Origin of the sequence: Tsukamurella sp. DT100, from assembly GCF_049844855.1 — a bacterium.
GTDB lineage: Bacteria > Actinomycetota > Actinomycetes > Mycobacteriales > Mycobacteriaceae > Tsukamurella.
This window is the reverse complement of the sequence record NZ_JBNCLV010000010.1, coordinates 161,693-186,142: the sequence shown is the minus strand read 5'-3', so window position 1 is coordinate 186,142 and position 24,450 is coordinate 161,693. Positions and strand designations below refer to the sequence as shown.

The following is a 24,450-nucleotide window of genomic DNA, read 5'->3' as shown; positions in this document are numbered from 1 at the left end:
GTCAGGCCGCGAGGACGGTGAGCGTCGGCGTCACGTTCAGCACGCCGTTCGTCGTGAAGTTCACCGTGAACGGCACGCCGCCACCGTCGACGATCCGGTACGTCGCGACGTGCTGGCCGGAGGAGTGCCACAGGCAGACGTGCGAGACGTTCACCGGAGACGTCGGCGCGGCGACTGTGACCGGGCACGCGACCATCGACCCGGTGCCGGAGCCGTTCGAGCCCGCGGGCCAGGCCGTCGTCTGGTCCGTGTTGCCCGGCGCGCGGGCCGTGGCCTTGTTCGTGCCCGGGTCCGCGGTGTGCAAGGTGACCACGTCGCCCTGCGCCTTGAACGTGGTGAACATCGCCTGCAGCGAAGCTGGATTCACAGGTGGCATGTCAGCCTCGCTTTCCGGGCTTCGTGGTGCCGGTCACCACGAGGTAGTCGGTGGTCGGCGCGGTCGGCATCGAGACGTAGACGCCGAACACCGCCTTCGTCGGGAGCGCCGCGAGGTCCGCGGACTCCATGCGGCCGTGGATGAACGCGCCCGCCGCGTCGACGTCGAGAGTGACGGTGTCGAGGACCGGGGCGTCGTCGGCGGCCGTGGCGTAGAACCGCAGCTCCGCCGACGTCCCGGACGGCCACGGTTCGCCGCCCGGCGGGACGTCGAGGAAGAACTCCATGTCCTGGCCTGGGTACACCTCGATGACGGCCTTGATGGGGCGGTGCGTGAGGAGCGCTGCGCCACCGCCGAGTGGATTGGTCATGGGGTTCCTCCTGGTAGATCGGGGACTTGATCCGGCGTGAGGCCGAAGAACTGCTCGCAGCCGGGTGACCAAGGCATCTGCGCCCAGCCGCCGGGCGCGGCGGGTGAGTCCCAGCAATGTGCCGCGGCGTCGTCACGGGTGAGGTAGACGCCGGCGGGCTCGGCGTCGACGGGGAGGAGCTCGGCCGAGGGGACCGCGCCCACCAGATGCGGGCCGGTCACCGGAAGTACTCCGCGATGAGGGCTTCGCCGCGGGCGCCGTTGCCTCCGTTGCCGGGGCCGCCGGGGTTGGCGCCGCCGCCCGCGCCGCCACCGCCGCCGGGGATGCCGCCGTTCCCGCCGGTGCCGCCGCTGCTGCCGCCAGCCGAGCCGCCACCGCCCCCGGAGCCGCCGGTGAGGAATGTGTCGTCAGTAGGGGCGTTCTGCCCGGCGCTGCCGCTGCCGCCGTTGCCGGTTCCGCCCGAGCCGCCCTGCACTCGGTACGCGGGCTCGCCTTGCTTTCCGTTGTCGTCGTACACCGAGACGTTGGCGCCGATGCTGTTGACGTAGCCGGTCGCCATCCCCCCTGCGCCGCCGCGGCCGGCGCCGCCCGCGAGGGCGATCCCGAGGCTGGTGGAAACGCCGCCGCCTGCGCCGGAAGCGATGGACAGGAGGGAGCCGAAGCTGGTGGTGCCGCCGTAGCTTCCAGCTGATCCGTTCGAGGTCGCTCCGGCTCCGCCCGCACCGATCGTCACGGTCTGCGACGCTCCGACCGCCGCGGGGTCGAACTCGGCGTAGATGTACCCGCCACCGACACCGCCCGGTGCGGACGGGCATTCGAAGTACGAGCCTGTACTGCCGCTCGTCCCGTAGGCAGCCTGCTTCGACGACCTCGACGGCTTGCTGCCACCCTGCCCTGACCCGACGAGACCAACGCCGGTCTTCACCCGCTCAGTGCATCCGGCGGGGATGTTCGAGCGATTCCAGGTGCCTGTGCTGGTGATCGACGTGTAGACGACGGTGAGTCCGTCGACCGTCCCCATGGTGACGGCCTGCTGTTGCACAGTGCCCTGCACCGTTGTCGCTGTCGTCTGTGCAGCAACGGCCGCGGTCTCGGCGTCGACGGCCTTCTGCTGCAGCCCGCCGATCTCCGCGATGATGTCCGCTAGAGTGCCGCCCACCACCGGGATGCCGCGGATCGCGCGGAGGATCGCGTTCACCAGGTCCTGCACATACGTCGAGATCGACGACAGCGCGCCCTGCAGCCCGGCGACCGCCTGCTGCGGGATCGACGTGAGAGCGCCCAGCAGGTCCGCCGCGTCATCCCCGGTCGGAGTGAACCCGAACGCCTCGAAGATCATGTCGCGGATCCGGCCCGCGAGCGCCGACACGGCGCCGATCGCGTCCCACTTCCCCGACAGGAACGCCGCGAGGTCTTCCATGGTCGCGCCGGGGATCCCGACGATCACCTCGATCAGCGTGAACAGCATCCGCATGACGGCGGTCAGCTTGTTCAGCGCATCGCGCAGCGCCTGCCCGATGTTCTCCGCGATCGGCCCCGTGACGTCGTTGCAGCCGAGCCCCAGCGCGAGCTGCTTGAGGATCTCCGTGACGTCGCCGAGCAGCACCTCGGACAGCTCGATCGCGCCGAGCAGCGTGCCCTGGATGTCGCTAGCGAACCCGAGGATCCCACCCATGCCCGGCTCCCCCGACAGGGCCTCGCCGAGCGCGTCGAACCCGGCCTGCACGGCATCGACGACGTTCGTGAAGCCGTGGTAGAACTCGCGGGTGATGCCGTCACCGAAGGCGGCGAGCGCCTGGATGAGGAGCTTCCCCTCCTTGCCGACGCCGCAGGCCTGGATGTCCTGCAGGGTGTTGAGCAGCTGCGCCGGGAATGTGCCCGGCGGGGCGGCACCGTCGGGGGACGTCACGGGGCATCACCGCCCTCGTCCTCACCGGTGGCGTCGAACACGCCGTTCCGCACGTCGTCGGCACGCTTCTTCGCCGCCTCGACACGGTCGCGGGCGGCCTGCGCCTGCTGCGCGCGGATCTTGCCCTCCGTCGCCGCCATCCGGCCCGCAGCGCGCTGCACCCACTCCGGCTCCTTCGACAAGTCGAAGCCCTCCGGCGCGCCGGCCGCAGGATCCGCGTCGAACCCCGCGCCGTCGAGGTTCTCCTCCTGCACCAGCTGGTTGCGGCGCGCGAGGAGCCGCGACTCGAGGACGTCAAGCTCGTCGTCGGTCAGCTCGTCGAGCGCAGGGACACGGGAGGCGTCGAAGTCCGGGTCCTCCACGGGGTCACGGCCGACGCGGGACTCCTCCGCCTCGTCCTTGATCGGCACCCACCGCGGCGGGTTGTCCCACACGTCGGGCCCGTGCTCCGGGGGAATGGCCTTGTACCGCGGCTGCCGCGGCGCCGAGCAGTCGAGGTTGTCGAAGACGTGCATCGCGAGGACCTGCGCGGTGTGCTCGGTCATGGACATGTCCGGGAGGCCCTCGCCCATCGGCACCGAGCGGAAGTAGTGCGCCAGCGGGTGCCGCGTCTCGCGGGCGACGACGACGCCGTCCGCGTTGCGGTGAATCCCCTTGTTCAGCTTGTTCTTCGCCTTGTTCCTGCGTCGCGCCACGACGCCTCCTCTCGTTGAACTACTCGGACTAGGCCCGCGATTTCTCGGTCATGACGAGACCCCCAGGGCTTGGACGACGGACCGGATGTTCGCGACCTGCCGGGCGAGCAGCGCGCCAGGGGTGTCCTCGAGGTGGTCGTTGCCGATGGAGACCTGGAAGATCGGATCCTGTGTGCGGGACCAGGAGTCCTCGATCGTGTACACCTGGTCGACGTAGTACCAACCGGACCGGCCGACCTCCGTGGCGACGCGGTCGCCGAGCCCGAAGTGCTGGCCGATGAGGTACGGGGCGCCGTTCTCGACCTCCACTTTCGTGCTGGTGTACGCGCGGGACTTCCAGAAGCCGGTGCGCACCGACTGCAGCGCGCTGAGGGAGAAGCCGGTGCCGCCGGTCGCCTCCCACACCTCGCCGAACGGCGGCCCGTTGAGGCCCATCCTGGTCTGCCGGAACGGGTTCGGGATGCGGTCAAAGGCGAGGATCACGTCCTCGACCTGCGGATACACGATGTCGACGAAGATGTTCGGGTTGCCGATGACCTGCCCGAGGTAGCCCAACGTGGCGTTGAGCAGGAGCTTCAGCCCGGAGTTCACCCACTGCGGGGACTTCCCGCCGGTGACCACCGCGCTGGCGCTGGCCTTGTGGATGGTCGTCGCCTTCGACTTCACACCCGAGATGCCATGCGTCCGCTTGATATTGCGGAAGTTCACCCACGGGAAGTCCTTGAGCGAGCCGCGCCAGCCGGGGCGGCTGTACTCGGACGGGTTCGGGACGCCCTGGATCTCCTGGGCGGTTTCGTTGATGAAGTCCTCGGTGATCTGCAGCACCAGGTACGCGAGGCCGTCGAGCACCGTGCCCGTGAGGCCGCGGTACCCCGACTTGTTCTCGATCGACAGGACCAGCGTGGGCTTCTCGAGCGTGTACCAATCCTCGGCGGGCTGCTCGTCGCCCGGGAGCCACCGCTCGGCCTTCAGCTGCAGGCCGGCGTCCTTGAGCGTCGGCAGGATCATGTCGTAGAGCAGCCCGAACCGGGTAGCCATGACCGCCCACATCGACGTGTCCTGCAGGACGTCGATCGGCTTGATGATGATCGGCCAGTTCTCCGGGTTCAGGTTCGCCACCCACGAGCCCGGGTCGAGGATGTTGTCGGAGAACGTCCACGGCAACGCGAAGCGCCGCAGCAGGTTCAGGAAGATCGCGATGAGGCTGGTGCTGGCCGCCGGGCCCGCCGTCGCCCAAATCTTCGGCCACTGCACCTCCGCCGGCAGGAACGGATTGCAGTACGTCACAATCTTCTTGACGTGCTCGAACTCCGAGATGAACGCCAGCTTCAGGTAGGAGAAGCCGTTGTCGCGGTCCTCCTCGGTGATGGTGGTGCACTTCCCCGACCACCGCACGCCGGCGGTCTCGACGACGATGTGCAGGTCCTCGTCCTCGCCGAGCTCGTCGACGACCCAGTCGCGGATCGGGTGGTCACCGAACAGCTCGAGCTCACCCTCACCGGAGTCATTGAGCTTGTGGACGAACTTCCCACTGATCTCGCCGAAGATGCGGGTGCGCTCGGTCCAGTTCTTGTCGTAGATCCAGATCTTCCTGGGGGCGTGGGCCTGCCGGACCATGTCGGCGCAGACCGTGAGGAGGGAGGCGCGGACCTGGTCCGGTTCGAGGAGGGCTGGCGCGGTCACAGGTCCTCGCTCTCGCCGCCGACGAACCGTTCCCAACGGCGCGGCATGTAGCAGGTGATCTGCGACGTCTCAGCGCCGCCGACGAGCTCCACCGGCAGGGACACGGGAGTGTTCATCTCCGCGGGGAGCGGGTTGTCGAACTCCATCCCGCGCAAGTTCGCCCAGCCCGCGAGGGAGTCGTCACGGCACAGCACACGCGGCCGGGTGGGGTACGTCTGCACCAGGAACTCCTGGCCGGGCCGCAGGGGGCCGTTCGGGGTGAGCGGCACCAGCCGGCCCGGCGTCAGGTCGGGGTTGACCGCGTCGGGGATCTTCCACGTGAACGGCGCGGTCTCCTGCCCGTTGGCCCACTCGAGCCAGCCGAGGGAGTCCGTGGGGTTCCACACGTCGACGGTGCCCCGGTAGGTGACACCGTCGGGCTGCAGCACCATGTCCGAGCGCTTCAAGGTCACCGAGTCGAGCGGCCCGTACCAGTACGGGTCGCCGGCGAAGTAGTCGACGGTGTGCTTCGCGGTGTTCCGGATGCCGAGCTGCAGCTTCGTCTGGTCGACCGGGGACTCGAGGAGGCGAATCGTCAGCTCCCGCCACGTAACGCCGTCGATGTCGTAGATGCGGAGCACGGCGTCCTTGCCGACCTTGAGGACCCGCCAGAGGAGCGTCTCCATCCACACCCAGTCCGCGGGATCCTTCCCGACGGTCCCGAACCGCAGCTGCGAACTGCGCTCGTTCACGCGCGGGTTGTCCGACGGCTTCGCGCCCTCGCCGTACGCGGACTTCTCGATCGGCTGCGTCTTCGGCAGGTAGTAGAGGCCGCCGAGGCCGCCGAGGAGGTGGATGCCGCGGCGATCGAAGTTCGAGGCGTCGAGGACGTCGAGGACGATCACGTCGTTGCCCGCGGCGTCCCGCTTGATCAGCTGGTACTTCCGCGCGCGGTTCGTCAAGCACAGGGCCATCTACGGACTCCTCAGCGTGTTGGTGACCAGCGACTGGCCGCCGACGGAGCGCACGAGCTGGCGCTGAGCGTCCTTCGGGTCGTAGGCGGTGACGTTCTGGTTGATGACGGCGGTCGCCCCGCTGCCCACAGCGCCGGCCGCGACTAGAGCCGGGTTGCCGGTGGCGGCACCCGCAGCGCTGGCGGCTTGCACCCCAGCCTGCGCAGCCTTCTGGGCTTGCGCAGCCGCGCCCTTCGCGCCGTTGGTCGCGATGTCGACGCCCTTGCCGAACAGGCCGTCGAGGCCGAACGGGGCGAGGAACTGGCCGACGATCTCCTTGGTGGTGTCGCCCGCGTAGCCGATGCCGGAGGCGATGAGGTCGCCGCCGGTGTTGTTCGACGTGCCGGTGTCGCCGGTGATGAGCTGCGGGCCGGTCTGCTCGCCGGTGCGGTTCAGCGTCGGCGTGGTCACGGGCCCGGTGGCCTGCGTGACAGGGAGTGGCATACCCGGCCCGGTTGCCGTCGGATTCACCGTCGGGGTCTGCTGGAACGGGACCGGGCTCGATGCTGGTGCACCCACCGTGATGCCGGCGCGGAGTCCGGCCTCGCTCTCGCGGCCGGACAGGCCCGCGCCCCACGGAGATCCGCCGTCTCGGTTGAAGATGGCCGCCGCGATCTCGGCTTGCTGCTGCGGGGTGGCCTGCCCTGCGGTGGCCGCGTACTTGGTGCCGCCGCTGCCCTTCCAGGTGCCCTTGGCGATCTGGAACAGGCCCGAGGCCTCGTTGCCGCCGGAGTTGGCGTCCTGGATGCCCTGGACGATGTCGGCCTTGCCGCCGGACTCCCGCTTGATGAGCTTGGCCCACTCCGGGTTCGACGAGGTCCAGGTGCCATCTGCGTTCTGCGTCAGCGGGACCGACGCGGGGCCGGTGGCGGCCGGTGGCGCGGTGGTGGTCGCGGTGGTCTGCTGCGCGATCGCCTGCGTGTTCGCGGTGACCGCCGCCGTGTTCGCGGTGGTCGCCTGCTCGGTCTGCTGCTGGATCGTCGGATCCAGCCACTCCGGGATCTTGATGCCGAACGCGCTCTCGAGCGCCGCGAGCGGGATCCGCGCGAGCTCCTGCTGCGCGGTGCGCTTCGTCCCGCCCGACGAGCTGCTGCTGGTGCTCGACGACGACACGCTCGAGGATCCGGTCCCGGCGCTGGTGCTGGCCGTGGCGCCGGTGCCGACGACCGGGCCCGCGGTACCCGACGGGTCGCCGCCCATCGGCAGCCACATCTCGTTCGCCAGCGACCCGGCGCCCTGCGCGCCGGCACCGAACTTGCCGGGCGAGCCCTGCGGGCCGGTGTGCTCGAAGTTTGTGCCGTCGGGCAGCGTTCCCGCGGAGTGCTGTGAGTCCCAGCCGATGCGGAGCGACCCGGCGGGCCCACGCCCGGCCTGGAAGCCGCGGGCGGCGAGGAAGGCTCCCATCCCGCCGGTCGCTGTCCGTTCGCCCTGGCCGGGGCCGCTGGCCTTCCCGGTGGCGATGTTCGCGACCGACGACGTGGCGCCGGAGCAGTCGGTGTTCCAGCCGTTGCCCCAGCCGCCCCAGGTGTAGCCGGAGTTCACGATTCCCGACACCGCTGACCGCAGGTTGCCGACGAGGCCGCCGGTGTCGTAGCCCGGCAGGGTGCCGGTCCGGTTCATGAAGTCGAGGAGGCCGGGGAACTTGCCCTCGATGCTGCCTCGCGAGTTCTTGGACAGGACGAACTCGTCGGCGTGAACGATGCCCGCGGCCTTGTACTTCGAGCCCGGCCCCGTCCAGCCGCCCTCGGCGAACTCGGCGATCGTGGGGATCGAGAACGTCTTCCCGCCGATCCCGGGAATCCAGTCCGGCGTCGAGAAGGACAGCTTCGACGCGAAGTTGTTCCAGACGCGGATCATCGCGTTGACGGTCGACTTGAACGCGTTGCTGATGCCGTCCCACATTCCCGAGGCGGTGGAGCGGATCTTGTCCGGGATCGAGGCGATGAAGTTGACGAGCTGGTTGAACTTGTCCTTCACGCCGGTCCACACCGCCTCCGCCGAGGCGACGAGCGTGTTCCACCCCGTCTTGATCGCCTCCCACACACCGGCGAGGAACGGGAGCGCGGTGTCGGTGAACCACGAGACGACGGCGGCCGCTGCGGCCTTGATGGCGTTCCAGCACGTCTCCCACACCTTGCGTCCCGTCTCGGTCTGGGTGAAGAACCAGACGAGGCCAGCGACGAGCGCTGCGATGGCGGTGATGATCAGGCCGATGGGGTTCATCGCGAGGACCGCGTTGAAGATCCGCGCTGCCGCTGCGGCGGCGTTCGTCGCGATGGTGCCGGCGACCATCGCCACGCGGTGTGCGGTGAGCGCGATCGTGTTACCGGCGAGGGACGCAGTGCCAGCGCCGGTGGCGGCGGCAAACACGCCCTGCGCGATCGACGCGGCGGCCATCGCGGCGTTCCAGACGACCATCGCGGTGCCGATGCCCTTCACTGCGAGGGCGAGCCCGAGGATGATCGGGGCGAGCGGCCCGAGGTGTGAGACGAGGGTGGCGATGTGCGGGGCGAGCACCGCGACGACGGACGCCCACGGGGTGAATGCCTGCACGAGCGACGGGAGGAGCGGCGCCAGGTTGGTCATCACCTGGCCGAGGGCGGGCATGAGCTCGCGGGCCATCTGCATGATGCCGGGTGTCGCCTCGACGATGGCCTTGCCGATCGCCTGGAATCCCGGCGCGAGCGCGGGCGCGGAGATCCCGCCCAGCTGCCGCAGCCCGGACAGGACCGGGCCGACGACCGCGGCGATGTTGTCGAAGACCTGCCGCAGTTGGTCGAAGGCGGCGCGCATCTGGTCGGGGCTGATGTTCCGCAGCCACTCTCCCGCGTCGAGCAGTGCCTCGTTGATCCCCCCGCCGACGCCGGCGAAGGTCTTCGCCGCGGTGCCCGCGAACGAGACCAGGCCGGAGGAAAGCCCACCAAGTCCGGACTCGCCCTTGAACGCCGAGAAGAAGGTGTTCGAGGCCGCGAGCATGTCGGCGAAGCCCTGCTTGGCTGCAGGGCCCGCGAGGCTCTTGGCGACCTCGTTGCCGACCTCGCCGAGGGTGGTCGACAGGCCGACGAGCTGAGGGCGGAACTGAGAGACGAGACCGCCCATGGACTTGAACGCGGGCTGCAGCGCGCCGGCGAACGCGAGCTTCATCTGGCTGCTGGCGTCGTGCCATGCGGTGAGGAGCGGTGCCATCATGTTGCCGATGCGCTCGGACAGGGCGTCGTCCATGGCCTTGAACTGCTCGTTGAACTTCTTCGCCCCGTCGGACAGGCCCTTGAAGCCGACCTTGAGCGCGACGAGTGCGGGTCCGAGGATGCCGGCGGCCGCGCCCGCGGCCACGCCCATCGCGGCGCCGACGGCGGTGATCGCGGACAGCAGCGGGCCGCCGAGGAGCTGGGAGACGCCCGTGGCGACGCCGAGGAGCGCGGAGAAGCCCATCGTGCCGACCGCGGCGAACTTCCCGAGGTTCCCGAGCATCCCGATTCCGCGGCCTACGGCCTGCAGCACGGTGACGAGGGCGATGACGCGGGTGAGGTCCCGCGCCAGCTGGCCGGCGAACCGGGACGCGATCTTCAGACCGGCAGCGAGTTTCGTGAGCGCGCCCGCACCGAGCCCGCCGAGCGCGCCGCCGACGAGGAGCACCTTCTTCGCCAGCTGCCCTGCGGCGAGCGCCGCGACCTTCGTACCGAGCGCAATCCGCGCGAACCGAGACTCCGCACCGGCCATGCCACCCGCGAAGAGCTGGCTCACCGCGCCCAGGCCCGCCGACAGCGCGCCAAGGAACCCGGCGGAGAACTTGCGGCCCTGCGCGGCCCCGAGCCCGGTCATGTTCTGCGAGGCGAGCTGCCGCTCAACCGCCGCCGAGTCGACCTTCACGTCCACGGTGACCGAGAGGCGCGACGTGCGGAGGCGTCGCTCGATCCCCGCGAGCTCGCGGTCGACGGTTCGTGCCGCCTGGTTCATGCCGTGCGCGAAGGCGTCGGCCATCCGGTCAGCGGTGCGCCCGAACGCGGCCTCGATGTTGTTGAGGTGCTTCGCGACGACCTTCTCGGCCCGCTTCATCTCGGCTTCGACGCGCGGCGTCATGAGCCGTTCGATGTCGTCCCACGTCAGCGTGGCCTTGACGTTCGCCTCAGCGAAGGTGCCACCTGGTGCGGTCATCGAGCGAGCCCTCTTCGGGATCACGCTCGGCCCAGCGCCAGCAGCAGGAAATCTGTGTCTAGGGTACCGCCGAGGCGGTCACCGGTACTCGACGACGCTGTCGCCCGCCGTGTCTCGGTCCCGCACACGGCGGGTGAGCACGGCGGCGGCCTCTGCGTCGTCGGCGAAGTCGTCGTCCGTCGCGTCCTCGATCTCGGCGCGCACCACGCGCGGCGGCTTCCGCTTGAGGTCGCGTTGGAACTGCTCGTAGTCCTTGCGGTCGCGCTGCTGGTACCAGCCGCGGAGGACGCCGTAGATCGCGTTCGTGGCCTGCGCGAGCGGCATGGCGGCGATGTTCACGCCGCGGGCCTGCAGGTCTCCGTCGACCTCGTGCCACATCCCGTAGGCGGAGGTCCACAGGAACCGGGCCTCCCAGCGGCGCCAGCGGGTGTGGTCGTGGACCAGTGCGTCGGTGATCCTGTGCAGCACTGCGACGGTCACGGGCTGCCGTCGGTCGAGGATCCGGCCCGCGAGCCATATCCGGTCCTCCGCGCGCGGCAGGCTCGCGAACAGGTACGGCAGGGGGTTGTCGACGATGAGGTCGTCCCATAGCAGCAGCGGGGCGAGCTCGGCGGCGGTTCGGTCGGGTGCCGCGACGTGCAGCACCCGACCGTCGACGCGGATGGCGGGGGTTGTGCCCCACACGGTTCAGCGGCGCCGGCGCTGCGGCTGGCGTGCCTTGGCGGCGTTGCGCCGCGCGGCCCTGTTCGTGTGGGACGTCGGGTCCGGGGAGAGGTCGACGAGGAGCTTGTCGACGATCTGGGCGAGCATCTCGAGGCCGAAGCTGTCGTGCTTGTCGTAGAGCCGGGTCTGCACGATCATCTTCGACTGGTCGTCGAGCGTGCCCCACGCGAAGTTCAGGATCGCGTGCGTGCGATCGGCGTTCGTGGCCGCGGACGCGACGGCCTGGGACAGCAGCGCGTACGCGGCGTCGTCGGGCTGCTCGGCGACGAGGAGGTCGCCGTCGAGCTTGAACTCGCGGGTCTTCCGCTGCGCGAGCTGCTCGTCGGTGTACGGCGTGGTCTCGAAGACGAAGCCCTCGTCGACTTCCACCTCGTCGTCTTCGTCGGGCCCGTCCTCGTCGGGGGCCTCGGGGAGGTCGGGATCGAGCGTGTCGAGCTCGGTCTCGGGGATCTCGGTGTCGTCGATCTTCGTCACAGCGGTGTTCTTGCGGGCCATCGGTTACCTTCCTCGTCTGCGGACATTGCCCTGCCCGAGCACGGTCTCCAGCGCGCGGGACAGGAAGTGCGTGGCCTCGACGCCACGCACGTACTTGGCGAACACCCACGGCCGCTTGCCCTTCGCAGGCTGGCCTGGGCCTTTCATCGAGGCCCGGAACTTGAGGGCCTGCATCGTGGTGGGGTAGATCAGCGCGTTGCGGGGACCGTGGATGCCGGTGCCCTCTTCCTGGTAGGCGGCGTACTCGAGCGGGCTGCCGACGGTGACCTCGACGGCGCCGGGCCGCACCGCGACGGTATGCGCGATGCTCGAGCGGAGGCGGCCCTCGTCGACCGGTGCGTTCTTCTTGGCCTGGTTCACGACGGCGCGGCCGACGCGGTTGCCCCACTGCACGGCACCCTGGCTCATCACGCGGTCGCTCTCGCCGCGGTTGAAGCTGTAGTTGCTGCTAGTCGGCATCGTCAGCGCGCTTGCGGCCGCGGCGCGGCGCGTCGGGCACGGGTGCGTCGCCGGCGGGCAGCTCCTGCTCGGGTGCCTGCTGGGCCGCGTCGTCACCGTCGGCTGCGGGCGCCGGATCGACGGGCTGGTCGGAGGTTTCGCGCAGCACCTCGACGTGGCCGCGGGCGATCAGGCCGTCAAGGACGGGGCTGCGGGTGAGGCCGTGCACCACCTGCCCGCGGTCGTACTGCAGGGCCTTCGTGTGGAACTTGACGTCGACGGGCATGTGGGCGCACCTCTACGGGGACGGCCCGGCCCAACGCCAGCGGCTGCTTCTCCCCCGAATCGTACCGCTCAGGGGCAGCAGGGAGCGTCAAGGTCGTGGACGGTGACCTGCATGACGCCGCCGTACACACCGCCCTGCGGACCGACCGGCCGCCACACCCCGGGGGTCCACGTGAAGTCGTCGGGAATCGCGCACAGCGTCCGCTGCATCGCCTGCGCGTCGGAGACACCCGCGTCGGCGAGCGCGGACAGCAGATCCATGTCCGGGGTGACCGACGGGTCCGATGCCGGGTAGCAGCGGTTCACCACGAGGTCGAGGGCGACGTCCCAGTACGCCGGCAGGCCGCACCCAACCTGCACGGCCTGCGGGGTGATCGCGGCGACGCGCACCGCGGCCATCGCGCAGGAGCTGTACGCGGGCACGATGTCGCCGGGGTGGACGGCGGCGAGCTGCACTGGCCCGGCGAGGCTCTGCTCGAGCTGGACGACGAGTTCGTCGCGGAGCAGCGCCGCGAGCTCGAACGGGCCCATCAGCGCATCACCCGCGCGCCTCGCGGGACGTCCGGCGAGAACACCTCGGGCCGGGTCAGGGTGCGGTGCGGGTTCACCGAGGCGATCCACCGATCCACCGACGGAACGCCGGTGGCCTGGTCGCCGAGAAGCGCCGCCATGTCGACCATGTCCATGCTGACGCCCTGCCGCGACACCGAGCGGACGTTCTCCGGCAGGCCGCAGTCCTGGCCCTCGGCGGCCTTCCACAGCTCGTACGCGAGCGCGCCGGCGGCTTCCTGCCCGCCGAGCGGGACGGGCACGCCGCGCACGTAGTCGATCTCGAAGCCGAGGCCGGGCTCGAGCGGCGCGGGCCACTCCCCCGCGTCGATGCGGACCAGCCACCGGTGCTCGCGGACCTCCCACGCCGGAGGGGGCACCGCGGCACCGTCGACCCGCACCGCGAGGACCTCATGCACGGGGCCCGGCAGCGCGACTCGGCGCCGCGACGGCGCGCAGAACTCGATCACCGGGTACCAGTCGACGATGCCCGTGGCGCCGCCCTGCCCTTCGTACGTGGAGAGCCGGGAGTCGCACGCGAGGTGCGGGCGGACGGTGCGCTCGACGAGGCCGAAGACCCGCCCGGTGCGGCGCCACAGCAGTTCGACCGCGATAGCCGTGAACCGGCCCCGCGTCTCCGGAGTGAGCGCAAGCCACTTCGGATCAGGCGAGACCGGTTCAGCAACAGGCCAGAACGTGACCATCGGCTACGGCGTCGGGGTGTGGTAGCCGGGCGCCAGCGCGAGGGTGACCGCACCGTCGGTGAGCGCGGGCACGGGAACCGTCGACCGCAGCCAGGCGTAGTGGTCGGTGTCCTCGAACGGGGTGATCAGCGGCGCCGGGACTGCGGTCGGCGTGCCCGCCATCTGCACGTTGTACGGGCCCGGGCCCCAGTTGGTGCCGGGGCGGGTGTTCGCGGTGAACGTGAAGGTGGCCGCGGTCTTCTCGACGGTGAAGTCGCCGAGCCGGGCGGACGCGATGTAGGGCAGCACGTGGTACAGGAACGGCTTCGAGCCGGCGCCGCAGACCGCGCCGGGGATGTCGGACCACACCTCGAGGGCGAAGAACACCTCGTCGGCCTGGCCGAAGACGTTGCCGACGGATTCGCCGGCGGCGTCGACGAGGACCTTCTGGCCGGTCATGATCTCGACCATGTCGAAGTCGACCTCGCAGAGGGTGGCCTCGATCTCGATGTTCTTGAGCTTGTCGGGGGCCTTGTCCTGGATGCAGAGGTCACCGTTGGCGTTGGTCTCCTCGGTGTCCTCGCCGTCGATGTACTGGGGGGAGAGCTGGATCGAGACGAACCCCTTGGTGACGACCACGGCGGGGCCGACGGCGATGGGGTTGCCGCACTCGTCGAGCTTGGTGATCCGGAGGGCCTTGCCTCGGATGCTCTTCATGGTCGCCACGGCGGGCTCCTTCGTGAGGATGCCCGGCCCAGCGCCAGCAGCGAGTTCTTTCTGTTGTTGATGGTATCCCGCCCGGCGGGGCGTGATCAGGTGTCGGAGCTGGTGTTGGCCTTGGGCTTGCGGGTGGAGGGCTTGGTGGCGGGCTTCTCCGCGGGCTGCTCGGGCTCGGGTTCCGGCTCGGCGATCGTGGCGGCGAGGTCGTCGTCGACGTCGAAGACAGTGCTGCCGCCGTGCGTCGAGGTGCGTACGCGCTCCGGGTGGTCGCCTGCCGCCTTGAGGAGGCGTACGGCGAGCTCGGGTGCCTGGCCGGGCTTCGGGATGATCGTGGGCATCGTGGTGCTCCCTTACGGTGTCGGGTCGATGGTGATGACGGCGCCGCCCGGGTCGAACGAGACGACGACGGTGCGCTGCGCGAGGACGAACACCTCGTTGCTGGTGAGGTCGATGCCGTCGGCCCACTGCATCGGGTGGATCTCGACGCCGGAGCGGCGCACCGCGACCGGGCCGGACACGGCGATGCGGTTGGGCTGCGGGTAGTCGCCGAACGCCCAGGCGTTGTCGAGACCGGTCGTGAGCGTCGAGCCCTGCCGGACGGTGAGCTGCGCACCGTGGGCGACCGCTCCGAGCGCGCGCGGCGCGTGGACGATCGCGCGGCCCGCGAGCTTGCGGTACGCGTGCTCCTCGAGCGCACCGACGGCGGCCGTGATGCTGGGCGCGGTGCCGAGGTCGGTGGCACCGACGGTCAGCGACGGCGTCGCGGCCGCCCAGATGGTGCGTTCGATCGCGGCGCCCTCGCCCGCGGTGAGCCGGGCCTCGGCCTCGGCCTGCACGCTCTGCTCGTCGAGTCCGACGGTCTTGCAGGTGAAGCCGGTGTAGAGCACGAACGGGAGGGCGTTCGGGAAGTCGAGGCCCTCGTCGAACTGGCGGGCCGGTTCGTCGGTCATGCACTCGGCGGCGGCGAGTCGCACCGCGTCGCCGGGGATGTTGGCCTTCCACTCGACGCCGTGCCGGAAGTGCGCGCCGTCCTCCGGCGGGACGAGGTCGGCGACGGACAGCAGCCCGAACCGGGCCGGGGTGACCGGCGGGGCGGGCACGTACAGCAGGGGCCGTACGGGGGTCGGGGTGGTCACGTCGTCCTCCTAGATGCGCTGGATGCTGAGGTGGCCCGCCACCCTGCCCGGGGGGGGAGGCAGGGGTGCGGGCCACGGGGACTGCTACGGGGTGGCGGGGACGACCACGCCGTTGCCGTCCAGCTGGCGGGGCTGGCTGGTCACGCCGTTGACGAGGGTCGGGAACGTCACCAGGCGCGCGCTGTAGGCCCGGCGGGCGACGAGCAGCTTCTCCTCGACGAACAGCTGGATGTAGTCGTTGATCTTCAGGTTGGTGCTGTCGTAGATCGTGTCGAGCGACAGCACCTCACCGCGGCCGCGGACGTACGTGCCCGCGGGGTAGATCAGCGCCTGCACCGTGTCCGGCCAGTCCTTGTACGCGTCGGCGCCGCCGAACCCGGTCGACGGCGTGGTCGCCGAGGTGAACGAGTCCTGCCAGTCGTACACGAACTGCACGCGCACACCGCGCTTCGCGAAGTAGCCCGTGATCGCGCCGTCGTCGACCTGGTCGAACGCGATGCCGGTGCGCAGCGACAGGTCCTGCCGGATGAGCGGCTTGAGCCACAGCGGGAGGATCGCCTCGAGCTGCATCGTCTCCGGCGCGCGGTAGCCGTACCGCACGTCGACGACCTGCTGCTCCAGGCCGCCGAGCACCGCGGTGGTGACCGACGGGCCGAGGGTGACGGTGCCGACGTTGGTGGCCTCGGCGACCATCCGCGAGATGGTCGACGCGTTCACCTTGTGCGCGTGGGCCGCCAGCGCGCCCGCGGTGGCCTCGCGGCCGACCTCCGGGTACGCGTCCTGCTGCAGCACACCGGCGATGAGACCGAAGCCGACGACGTCGGAGCGGACGTCGATCCACGGGTCGACGCACGGGATGTGCCAGAACGTCTTCTCGGTGCCGGCGATCGCCTGCGCCTCGGTCTGCGCGAACCCGACGCCCGCGTAGATGTTCTTGAAGTCGAGGCCGCGGTTAAAGCGGATGCCGCCGCGGTTGACCTGGATGTCCGGGACGTCGATCAGACCGGCCTTCGCGTCGGCGAGGATGCCGGGCAGCTCGTACAGCGTCTCGGACGGCGAGCACCAGCCGCCAGCCGCCACGAGGCTGCCGCCGTCGAGGCGCGAGTGGTCGGCGGCGTAGTTCAGGACCTCGGTGTCGTCACGGCGGTCGGCCGAGGCGACGAGCTCCTTCGGGAACGGGCGACGGATGGTCGCGACGTTCTCCTTGATCACCGCGTTCGGGACGTACCCGGTCGGCAGGGCCTCGATCTTCGCCTGTACGGCGGCGGTGAGGCCGTCGAGGCCGTCGAGGTGCGTGCCGGCGGCGATGCCCTTGACGTTGGCGGCGGCGACGATGGCGACGCCGGGAGCCTCGGTCGGGGTCGGCTCCTGCTTGCGCGGCAGCGAACCGAGCGGGACGCGGCGGCGCGCTGCGCCGCTGGCGGCGATCGGTGCGGCCTCCTGCACGGGTGCGTCGACACCCGCGGCGGGAGTGTCGGACTGGGCGGTCGACGCCTTCTTCTTGGCGTCCGCGCCGGCCGCCTTCGCGACCGGGTCCTCGGGGCCGTCGACGGGGGCGTCGGGCTCCTCCGCCGGGGCGTCCTCGTCGACCGCGCTGGGGTCGGCCGGGGTGTCGGTGTCCTCGCGGGCGCCGAGCGCGCTCATCCGGTCCGACAGGGACGCGACGGCCGCCGCACGCTCGGCGGTCGCGGCCTCAGCAGCGGACGCCGCCTGCTGGACCGACTCGCTGATCGCGACGAGCGTCTCCAGCGCGGCGATCGACTCGTCGCTGGGGTTCTCGACGTCGATGGAGCCGAACTCGCCCTGAGCCTCAGCGGAAATCGCGTTGAGGTCCGCGTCGGGGTTGTCGGCCAGCACCTGGGCCACGATGGCGGGAACGTCGGCACCTTCGCCGGCCTGCTCCACCGCGCTGATGATGTCCTGCAGCTTGATCACCGGGATCTCCTCTAGGAGAAGCCCGGCCCAACGCCAGCAGCACTACTTCGTGTGGTTCGAGGTCAACTGTAACGCAGGTCAGCGCGTCAGCGCCGCACCTGCTCGTAGACGCCACCGTCGTGCTGCGCAGCGGCGCGCGCCTCAGCCTCGGTGGCGTAGCGGCGCACGATGCCCGTGGCGGGCCACCGCACCTGGTACTCGGTGACGTTCTTGTTGCTGCCGCAGGCGCTACATCCCATTGGTCGCTCCCTTGTTGCGCTGGTTCTGGTCTCGTGCGTCGAGGTGTGTCTGGAGGCGGTCGAGCAGGGACTGCAGCCGCTGCCGCTGCTCGGGCGTCGGCCCGGACTCGGGCGGCCCTGCCGCGGGTGCGCCGGAGTTGCCCGACGGTGCGGGCTTCGGGGCGAGCGCGTTGACGAGGGCCTCGACGAACGAGGTGATCGGGTCCTTCGCGGCCGTCGATGTGCCGGTGGTGGTGCTTGTCGCCTTCGTGCCGGTGGTGCTGGTCTTCGACGAGGTGCCGGTGCTGGTCTTCGTCGACTTGCTGCTCGACGTCTTGGTCTCGCCCTGCTCGTACCAGCCCTTCCCGTCGGACAGGGTGCCGTCGGAGTAGTACGCGACGCCGTTCTCGAAGTTGACGAGCTTCCCGCCCTTCGCGCCCTTGTCCGGGCTCTCGTCCTCCTCCATGTACGCGGTGTCGCCGGACTTCCGCGCTGGCGTGGAGCTCCCGAGCTTCTTCGACCCCGACGGCACCTGGCCTTTCGTGGTGCTGTCGGTCGACTTCTTCGACGAGCCACTACCGCTGCCGCCCTTCGTCGCCTTCGCCCCCGCGGGGTTCTCGGCCTTGATGGACTCCCACTCCTTCTCGACCGCCTGCGTGCGCGCGGAGCCCGTGGGGATCGGCTGCCCTACCTCGACGCCATAGCGCGTCGCGCCCTCTTGCGTGCGGACGATCCGCTGGCCGCCCTGAAGCTGCGTGCCGTCCTCCTCGACCGGCGCGGCGACGAGCGCGATCATGCGGGCGCGGAGCGTGTGGGCCTTGAGCGTGTTCATGCGGGCGCGGAGGTCGCGGGTGCGGATCGCGTGCATCCGCTTCGCCAGCACGCCAGCGCGGGCGCGCCGCAGGCTCGCATCGACGGCGCGCGCGGTCGCCGGGGTGACGATCCCCGCGGCGACGAGCGCCGCCTCCCCCGACGCCGCCATCGACTGCGTCCGCGGGATTGGGAAGCCGGGCACATTCACCGCGAGCGCCGCGACGAGCTCGAGGCCACCGCCCGGCGTGACGGTGCGCCAGTCGCCGGAGATCCCGGACCGGCGGAGCTCGTCGAGGCGGGTGTCGCTGGTGCCGGGCAGGGTGCGGCCCGCGACCCACACGCCGTGCTGGTCCTCGCCGCAGCGGACGACGCAGATCACGGAGCCGGTGTTGTCGTAGTGCGCGGCCGCGGCGGTCGCTCCGACTCCCGGCCGGGTGGGTGCATGGCCGGTGCCGATGGTGATCTTCCCGACGGGCAGGTCCCGGCCGTCAGCGAGACGCACGGCGCCCTGGTGGAAATAGCGGTAGTTGCTCGCGCTGCGGGGCGCGGTGACGCACGCGCCCTGGAACCCGATGTGGCACGACCGCCACCCGGCGAGGTGCCCGAACACGCGGCCGTCGTCGGTGACCTGCAGCGCGGTCAGCTCCCCGAGCCGGGGGTCGGCGAAGTCGTCAGCGTCGTAGGCGATGCCCGCGGCGATCAGCGACGCCGTCAGCCCGGACGGCTCGACGGTGGCGGCCTCGATGTGCGCGGTCTCGAACGCGGGGCCGGCGCAGAGGGTGGCGCCCATGAGCTTCCACTCGGTGACGCGGATCAGGGACTCCACCTCGAGGTCGAGGACGACGTCCGCGGCGGCGGTGTCCATCTCGGCGCCCTGCTCGTCGAGGGGGATCTCCTCGGCCTGGATGTCGGAGAGGTCCGCCGAGATCCAGCGCTGTCCGTTGGCGACGCGCTGCGCCCACTCGCGGCCGTCCTCGTCGTCGTTGAAGGTGCCCTCGGCCCAGACGTGCCCGTCCTGCAGCCAGACTCGGCGGATGAGGCCGACGACGACCGCGCCGTCGTGGCCTTCGTCGACGTGCTTCTGCGCGGACAGCGGCAGCGGGAGCGGGCGGCACGGCGGGTCGGTGATGGTCTCGTCGAGGACCATGATGCGGCCGTCGCCGGATCGGGTGTTGATCGGCATGATCGGGCCGCGCCACCCGGATGGTGCTGCCGGGGCGGGGATGGCGTCGTCAGGGACGATCGGGGCGTCGACGGCGGGAGCGGTCACGGGCACCTCGGAAGGTCATGCCCGGCCCAACGCCAGCAGCGGCTGGCTCTAGGGTATCGCCGCGGTCGCTATGCGGCGGACGGCTCGGGAAGCGCGTCGTACTCCGCCTCGGTGTAGACGGGGAAGCCGAGGGGCTTCACCTTGTCCATGAGAGCGGCGACCACGAGGTCGAGGTCAGCGCGGTCGACGTCCACGTCGACGTCGACCTGGATGGTCTCTTCGCCGGCGTCGGCCCAGGGCTCCACGATGATCAGCCGGATGGGTCCGCCGTCGGGAATGCCCGCACGAACGTGTGCCTCGACGTCGGCCAAGGCCGACGGCGGGGCCATCACGACGAAGGTGCGGGTCTCAATCACGCTGCCAGTATACCGCTCCGTCGGAGCCGAACAAGTACAGTTCGTCCAGGTGAGGTCCGGTCTCGGCGTTGCCGAGGAACCGTTTCATCAGGGCCTCGCACTGGGCGGAGTCGCGCGACGGTAGTTCCGCGTAGACGTGCCGCGCTTGCTCTCTCGCCCGGCGCAGCTCACGCAGGACCGTCTTGTCGTTGCCGTCGAGACGCTTCACCTCGACCAACCGTCCGTCCTGCGTGAGCAGGAAATCGGCGGACTTGCCCTCGAAGTCGAGCCCCGGCTTGTTCGCCAGGTCCGCGATCGTCAGCGCTGGCTCTCCGTTGAGCGCCAGCGCGGCGGCCATCCGCGCAACGTTCTCGTCGGGCCGGCCGTCGGGAGGGTCGACAGCCATCACCAGCGGGTCGTCCGGCGGCGAGATCCGTCCGTGCTGCCGCAGCTCCTCGACCGTCGCCTGCTGCGCGCCCGTGTACTCGGCGGGCGGGTGCACCGTCGCAGGATCGGCACGCCGCGCATCGCGGTACGCGCGGGCGAGATCCTCCGACCCTGAAGGCGCTCGCTTCGGCAGAGATCCGCGGAACTCTCCTTTCACGACCCCGTGGCCCCGGGTGCCCGGCTCGCGGATCGGACGGCGCGCGGGCCGCATCCCTCGAACGATCGGCGTCTCGGTCGGCGCGCCCCAGTAGTCCGAGTCGCGGACTCGGCGCGGCCCAGCGGAAGTGAGCGGTGGCGCCCAGTCCTCAGCGCGGGTGTCGGTGTGCTGGTCGTCGGCGGCTTCGAGCTCGGCGACCTTCGCGTCGACGACCGCGGGATCGTCGGGGCCGAGGCGCACGCCCTGCGGCACCACCTCGCCGATGCTCCCGTCGGGGCCCTGCAGCTCGGCCTGCAGCTCGTCGCGCTCCCAGTACGCCAGGGAGCAGCGGCAGTTGATGATCTCCGACGCGGCGCCCGACGACGGGTCGGCCGGGTACAGCAGTTGCGCGGTCCCGACGGTGAACCGCTCCGCGAGGCGCACCGCCTGCCCGTCGGCGAGCCAGTGCGAGTGCCGGGTGCGGGTGTCCGGCGTCGCGATCCACCGCTTCCACAGGGTGATCCCCAGCTGCGACTCGGACGCTCGGGCCGCCTCGTACTGTCCCGCCTCGACGGCGCCCTGCACCTCGGTGCGGGCGATGCGGCGGGCCATCCACTCCCACTCCTCGAGGGATGCGTCGTGGTCGCGCCACAGCTGGGCCTTCTGCGCGAGCAGCTCGGCCAGGTCCGCGGGGTCTGCGTCGGGATCGTCCAGGATGCGGTTGATCTCGTTGATCCGGGCGCGGTGCTCGCGCGTCATCTTGTCGATCCCGAGGATGGCGCCGACCCGGTCCTGCACCTGCCCGATCGACTCGGCTTCCGACAGCGCTTCCTCGAGCTCGGGCCGCAGCTCCTCGAATGCGCCGTCGGGCCAGATGACGAGCCGGTCATGCACGGTCGCCATGTGCGCGGCCTCGTACGGTTGCGGCGAGATCGTCGCGGTCTTCCGCACGGTGTTGAACGCCTCGCCGAAGACGGCGCTGATCGACGGTGCGACGGCGCCGTCGACCCACCGCAGCCACGTGCGGGCCGCGGCGGCGGCGTTGTCGAGGCGCCACAGGTGCTGGAAGAACCCGCCGGCGAGGATCTGCTCGCGGTTCGGCTGGTGCTCGGTGATCGCGGTGTAGACGGCGATGCGCCACAGGTCCATCCCGGCGAGCACGACCGCGGTGAGGTCGCGTTCGGCTGTGACCTTGCGGTGCCAGGCGGCGAAGCGGTGCTCGGCCGCCCTATCGGGCCGCATCGACGGCCGCCAGGTGCTGGTCGAGTCGGTCGCCGAGCGCGATGAGGGACGGCGTCCCGCGGGAGGTGAGTAGGCCGCGGGCGTAGGCGTCGACGGTGCGGATGATGTCGTCGACGTCGGGGCGGTCACGGAGCGCGGTGGCGAGGTACACCCAGGCGCCGTCGAGGAGCTGGTCGAGGTCGGCTTCGACAACGACGGTCGCCCGGTACATGAGGTGCTTCGGGATGTTCTGGAGGTTGTGGGCGCGGCGGCCGAGCTTGCGGCGGCTCGCGGTCTCGAGCGCCTTGAGGAGGGCGGCGTAGCAGGCGACGGCGAGCATCGACGGGGCTGGGCGGGTCATGGCTGCTGCTCCGGCATCGTGCGGTCGGCGGGCGCGGGCTCTGCGGGGTTCGGGTCGCCGCCGGGCAGCGGTCCGGGTTCCGGTTCGGCGGCACCGGGGCCGGGTGGTGCGCCCGCGGCTCCGTCAGGTGCGCCAGGGACCGTCAGCTGGACGTCGGTGATCCCCAGGGCGGGCAGCAGCTGGTTCGCGAGGTCCGGTCGGGCCGTGAGCAACTGGGTGAGGATCCGCTCGCGCTTCTCCTCGTCGGTGGGTGCGTCGTCGTCGCCGAACCCGGACTCGCGTCGCAGGGTCTCCGCGGACACGGCGCCGGCCTGGTGCAGCGCCTGCGCGTCCTTGGACCGGTCCGGGCGCAGCTCCAGCGACGACACGTCGAACCACACGAGGTAGTCGGCGGGGTCGTCGGTGAACTGGCTGTCGGCGGCGAGGGCCTCGAGGTACGGGCGGAGCCAGCTGTTCGTCAGGCTGTGGCAGAGGGTCGCGACCATCGGCGCGATGACGAGCCGGACTTCGTTCTGGTCGACGAGGAACCCGGTCCAGTGGTTCGCGCCGGACATACCGAGCAGGGTCTCGGGTTCGGAGTCCATGCCGAGGGCGACGCGGCGGATCGCTTCGTCGCGGAGGTCCTTGGCCTGCGCGTCGAAGGGCTGCGCGAAGCTGATGTGCTGGACTTTGCCGACGAGGTCGTCGCGGACCTTCACCATGAGCGGGACGATCGCGGAGGCGTCGTCGCGGTCGCCGATGGCGGTCATCATCGCTTCGAGGAGCGCGGTGTAGAAGTTGGTGTCCTCGGCGTCCTCCCCGGTGTCGCCGTCGATGGGGTCGCCGTTCTCGTCGACGCGGGGCGGCCGCTGCCCGGGGATCAGGCTGATCGACTCGGGGACGACGAGCATTCCGGCGCCGGCGAGGCGGGAGTCGATCTGCGCGGACACGTGCTGGCCGAGGCCGCGGAGCTCGCGCGCGACGGGGAGGACGGACCGGACGGGGCAGTCGGCCCACTGGAACACCTCGGGGTCGGGTGTCCAGGAGCGGATGAGGATTTCGGTCTCTTCGTCGACGTCGCGGGGTGTGCCGCTGCCGTCGTTGATCTTCCAGTCGCCGCTCTTGCCGGTGATCTCCTTCACGCTGTAGGGGCGGAAGGTGAGGCCTTCGTCGGGGTCGCGGTCGGAGACGAGGATGTTGCTCTCGCCGTTGAAGATCATGTGCTGGACGTAGCGGCGGATGGACTGGGCGGTGTGCGGTCCGTCGCCGAACATGTCCCGCGAGAGTGCGGCGAGCGTGGGGTCTTCGACGGGTTCGGGTTCGCCATCGGTGTCGGTGGGGCGCTTGGCGATCATGAGCCGGGCGAGGCTGGCGGCGCGGGCGACGCGTTCCCCGCTGTAGCGGAGTTCGCCGACCTCGCGGAACAGGGCGAAGGCCTCGGACTGCCATTTTCCGGCGGCGGGGCGCCGGTAGCCTTCGCCACGCGCGCCGGTCATGGTGTGCGCGGCGGCGACGATGCTGTGCGGGGCGGGCGCGGGATCGCCGAGGTCGGCGTAGCCGCCGGTGACGGAGTAGTAGCCGACGGCGGTGCCGTCGGGCCGGGTGATCGTGCGGGTCGCGCGGGTCCGCACCGGGACGGCGTACCGGTGGGCGGTGGACTCGGGCCGGCGCTTCATCGGTCTCCCCCGTCGACGAACGTGGCTGCGGCGCCGGTGATCCACGAGGCGGTGCCGATGGCGGCGGCGATGAGGTACGCCGGGGTGTGCCCGTACTGCCAGGCGACGGTGACGAGCGCGGCGGCGACGTAGGGGCTGACGCACCAGGGGCAGGCCACCCAGTAGGCGATGGGGTGGTTGGGGCCGAACCGTCGGATGATCGCGGCGCGGGCCCGGCCGAGGACGCGGTCGTCGGTGATGAGCCTCGTCACCCGGGCGACGAGTCCGAAGGTGAGCAGCAGTACGAGGGTCGACACACCAGCTCCTATATCGAGGGACTAGTGGCATCATATCCGCGTTTCAAGCTATGGTCGGGAGGCGTCTCCGTGGGATGGGACAGCGCGCGGCCCCCGACCTCTCACCAGGTCGGGGGCCGCTTGCGTGTCCATGGCGACGGAAGTCGTCAGCACACCTCGTTCTCGTTGTCCCGCGCGAGGCACTCGCGGTACTCCTTCGCCTGGATGCGCGCCCACTCCAGCGCCTCTGCCTGCGACCGCGCGTTCACCTGCCGCTCGTGCTCCGCGAGGGCCTTCTCGTAGGCCTTCAGCTCCTCCTCGGTGGCGTCCTTTCCCGGCTTCTCCGGGGCGCTGCCGACCGAGGGGATCGACACCGGGGTGTCGAAGCTGGGGCCGGGGACGCCGTTGCCGTCCTCGTGCTCGGCGCCGGCGGTGCGCGGGCCGGACCCGCTGTCGATCGACGCGCCGCCACCGGCGCCGGCGGGGTCGGCCCATGCGGCGGCGGGAGTGGTGAGCAGTGCGGCGAGGGTAAGCGCGGCGAGTGTGCGGTGGATCTTGTTCATGATCATGTCCTT

Annotated in this window: 26 protein-coding genes; all 26 read right to left on the bottom strand. The window is 70.9% G+C overall.

Annotation, left to right across the window (positions count from 1 at the left end; translation table 11 throughout):
• Window position 1: 1 nt before the first annotated feature.
• Window positions 2-367 (bottom strand): hypothetical protein, encoded by a 366-nt coding sequence (locus ACLQ3K_RS22230; RefSeq protein WP_426001645.1) that lies wholly within the window; start codon window positions 365-367, stop codon window positions 2-4.
• Window positions 368-377: 10 nt separating this feature from the next.
• The gene (locus tag ACLQ3K_RS22225; protein WP_426001644.1) at window positions 378-746 is read right to left on the bottom strand and encodes a DUF7264 domain-containing protein; all 369 of its coding nucleotides are present in this window, start codon (window positions 744-746) and stop codon (window positions 378-380) included.
• Complete coding sequence (locus ACLQ3K_RS22220; RefSeq protein ID WP_426001643.1) at window positions 743-967, bottom strand: hypothetical protein; 225 nt, start codon at window positions 965-967, stop codon at window positions 743-745. Before ACLQ3K_RS22220 ends, ACLQ3K_RS22225 begins: the two co-directional genes overlap by 4 nt.
• Window positions 964-2,655 (bottom strand): hypothetical protein, encoded by a 1,692-nt coding sequence (locus ACLQ3K_RS22215; RefSeq protein ID WP_426001642.1) that lies wholly within the window; start codon window positions 2,653-2,655, stop codon window positions 964-966. The genes ACLQ3K_RS22220 and ACLQ3K_RS22215 overlap by 4 nt, the downstream gene beginning before the upstream one ends.
• Complete coding sequence (locus tag ACLQ3K_RS22210) at window positions 2,652-3,350, bottom strand: hypothetical protein (RefSeq protein ID WP_426001640.1); 699 nt, start codon at window positions 3,348-3,350, stop codon at window positions 2,652-2,654. Before ACLQ3K_RS22210 ends, ACLQ3K_RS22215 begins: the two co-directional genes overlap by 4 nt.
• Before the next feature lie 48 nt (window positions 3,351-3,398).
• Window positions 3,399-5,033 (bottom strand): hypothetical protein, encoded by a 1,635-nt coding sequence (locus tag ACLQ3K_RS22205; RefSeq protein ID WP_426001639.1) that lies wholly within the window; start codon window positions 5,031-5,033, stop codon window positions 3,399-3,401.
• Window positions 5,030-5,986: a hypothetical protein gene (locus ACLQ3K_RS22200; protein ID WP_426001638.1), complete on the bottom strand. Its 957-nt coding sequence runs from the start codon at window positions 5,984-5,986 to the stop codon at window positions 5,030-5,032. Before ACLQ3K_RS22200 ends, ACLQ3K_RS22205 begins: the two co-directional genes overlap by 4 nt.
• Entirely contained in the window at window positions 5,987-10,180 is a 4,194-nt protein-coding gene (locus ACLQ3K_RS22195) for a transglycosylase family protein (RefSeq protein WP_426001637.1), read from the bottom strand.
• A gap of 78 nt (window positions 10,181-10,258) precedes the next feature.
• Window positions 10,259-10,864: a hypothetical protein gene (locus tag ACLQ3K_RS22190; RefSeq protein ID WP_426001636.1), complete on the bottom strand. Its 606-nt coding sequence runs from the start codon at window positions 10,862-10,864 to the stop codon at window positions 10,259-10,261.
• Window positions 10,865-10,867: 3 nt separating this feature from the next.
• On the bottom strand, window positions 10,868-11,398 hold the full coding sequence (locus tag ACLQ3K_RS22185; RefSeq protein ID WP_426001635.1) for a hypothetical protein: 531 nt from the start codon (window positions 11,396-11,398) through the stop codon (window positions 10,868-10,870).
• Window positions 11,399-11,401: 3 nt separating this feature from the next.
• On the bottom strand, window positions 11,402-11,857 hold the full coding sequence (locus ACLQ3K_RS22180; protein WP_426001634.1) for an HK97 gp10 family phage protein: 456 nt from the start codon (window positions 11,855-11,857) through the stop codon (window positions 11,402-11,404).
• Window positions 11,847-12,122, bottom strand: coding sequence for a hypothetical protein (locus tag ACLQ3K_RS22175; RefSeq protein ID WP_426001633.1), 276 nt, complete (start codon window positions 12,120-12,122; stop codon window positions 11,847-11,849). Before ACLQ3K_RS22175 ends, ACLQ3K_RS22180 begins: the two co-directional genes overlap by 11 nt.
• A gap of 68 nt (window positions 12,123-12,190) precedes the next feature.
• Complete coding sequence (locus tag ACLQ3K_RS22170; RefSeq protein ID WP_426001632.1) at window positions 12,191-12,652, bottom strand: hypothetical protein; 462 nt, start codon at window positions 12,650-12,652, stop codon at window positions 12,191-12,193.
• Window positions 12,652-13,374 carry a hypothetical protein gene (locus tag ACLQ3K_RS22165; RefSeq protein ID WP_426001631.1) on the bottom strand — a complete coding sequence of 241 codons (723 nt, stop codon included), beginning with the start codon at window positions 13,372-13,374 and terminating at the stop codon, window positions 12,652-12,654. Before ACLQ3K_RS22165 ends, ACLQ3K_RS22170 begins: the two co-directional genes overlap by 1 nt.
• A gap of 3 nt (window positions 13,375-13,377) precedes the next feature.
• Complete coding sequence (locus tag ACLQ3K_RS22160; protein WP_426001630.1) at window positions 13,378-14,079, bottom strand: hypothetical protein; 702 nt, start codon at window positions 14,077-14,079, stop codon at window positions 13,378-13,380.
• Between the two features lie 86 nt (window positions 14,080-14,165).
• On the bottom strand, window positions 14,166-14,411 hold the full coding sequence (locus ACLQ3K_RS22155; protein ID WP_426001628.1) for a hypothetical protein: 246 nt from the start codon (window positions 14,409-14,411) through the stop codon (window positions 14,166-14,168).
• Between the two features lie 12 nt (window positions 14,412-14,423).
• Entirely contained in the window at window positions 14,424-15,209 is a 786-nt protein-coding gene (locus ACLQ3K_RS22150) for a hypothetical protein (RefSeq protein ID WP_426001627.1), read from the bottom strand.
• An 84-nt stretch (window positions 15,210-15,293) separates the two neighbouring features.
• Window positions 15,294-17,144, bottom strand: coding sequence for a major capsid protein (locus ACLQ3K_RS22145; protein ID WP_426001625.1), 1,851 nt, complete (start codon window positions 17,142-17,144; stop codon window positions 15,294-15,296).
• 86 nt (window positions 17,145-17,230) lie between these two features.
• Window positions 17,231-17,383, bottom strand: coding sequence for a hypothetical protein (locus ACLQ3K_RS22140; protein WP_426001623.1), 153 nt, complete (start codon window positions 17,381-17,383; stop codon window positions 17,231-17,233).
• Window positions 17,373-19,445: a hypothetical protein gene (locus tag ACLQ3K_RS22135; protein ID WP_426001622.1), complete on the bottom strand. Its 2,073-nt coding sequence runs from the start codon at window positions 19,443-19,445 to the stop codon at window positions 17,373-17,375. Before ACLQ3K_RS22135 ends, ACLQ3K_RS22140 begins: the two co-directional genes overlap by 11 nt.
• Window positions 19,446-19,513: 68 nt before the next feature.
• On the bottom strand, window positions 19,514-19,801 hold the full coding sequence (locus ACLQ3K_RS22130; protein ID WP_426001621.1) for a hypothetical protein: 288 nt from the start codon (window positions 19,799-19,801) through the stop codon (window positions 19,514-19,516).
• Window positions 19,794-21,605 carry a phage minor head protein gene (locus ACLQ3K_RS22125; protein WP_426001620.1) on the bottom strand — a complete coding sequence of 604 codons (1,812 nt, stop codon included), beginning with the start codon at window positions 21,603-21,605 and terminating at the stop codon, window positions 19,794-19,796. The genes ACLQ3K_RS22130 and ACLQ3K_RS22125 overlap by 8 nt, the downstream gene beginning before the upstream one ends.
• Window positions 21,592-21,945: a hypothetical protein gene (locus tag ACLQ3K_RS22120; RefSeq protein ID WP_426001619.1), complete on the bottom strand. Its 354-nt coding sequence runs from the start codon at window positions 21,943-21,945 to the stop codon at window positions 21,592-21,594. The genes ACLQ3K_RS22125 and ACLQ3K_RS22120 overlap by 14 nt, the downstream gene beginning before the upstream one ends.
• Entirely contained in the window at window positions 21,942-23,600 is a 1,659-nt protein-coding gene (locus tag ACLQ3K_RS22115; protein WP_426001618.1) for a hypothetical protein, read from the bottom strand. Before ACLQ3K_RS22115 ends, ACLQ3K_RS22120 begins: the two co-directional genes overlap by 4 nt.
• Window positions 23,597-23,896 (bottom strand): hypothetical protein, encoded by a 300-nt coding sequence (locus ACLQ3K_RS22110; protein WP_426001616.1) that lies wholly within the window; start codon window positions 23,894-23,896, stop codon window positions 23,597-23,599. The genes ACLQ3K_RS22115 and ACLQ3K_RS22110 overlap by 4 nt, the downstream gene beginning before the upstream one ends.
• A 146-nt stretch (window positions 23,897-24,042) precedes the next feature.
• Window positions 24,043-24,438: a hypothetical protein gene (locus tag ACLQ3K_RS22105; RefSeq protein ID WP_426001615.1), complete on the bottom strand. Its 396-nt coding sequence runs from the start codon at window positions 24,436-24,438 to the stop codon at window positions 24,043-24,045.
• Window positions 24,439-24,450 lie beyond the last annotated feature (12 nt).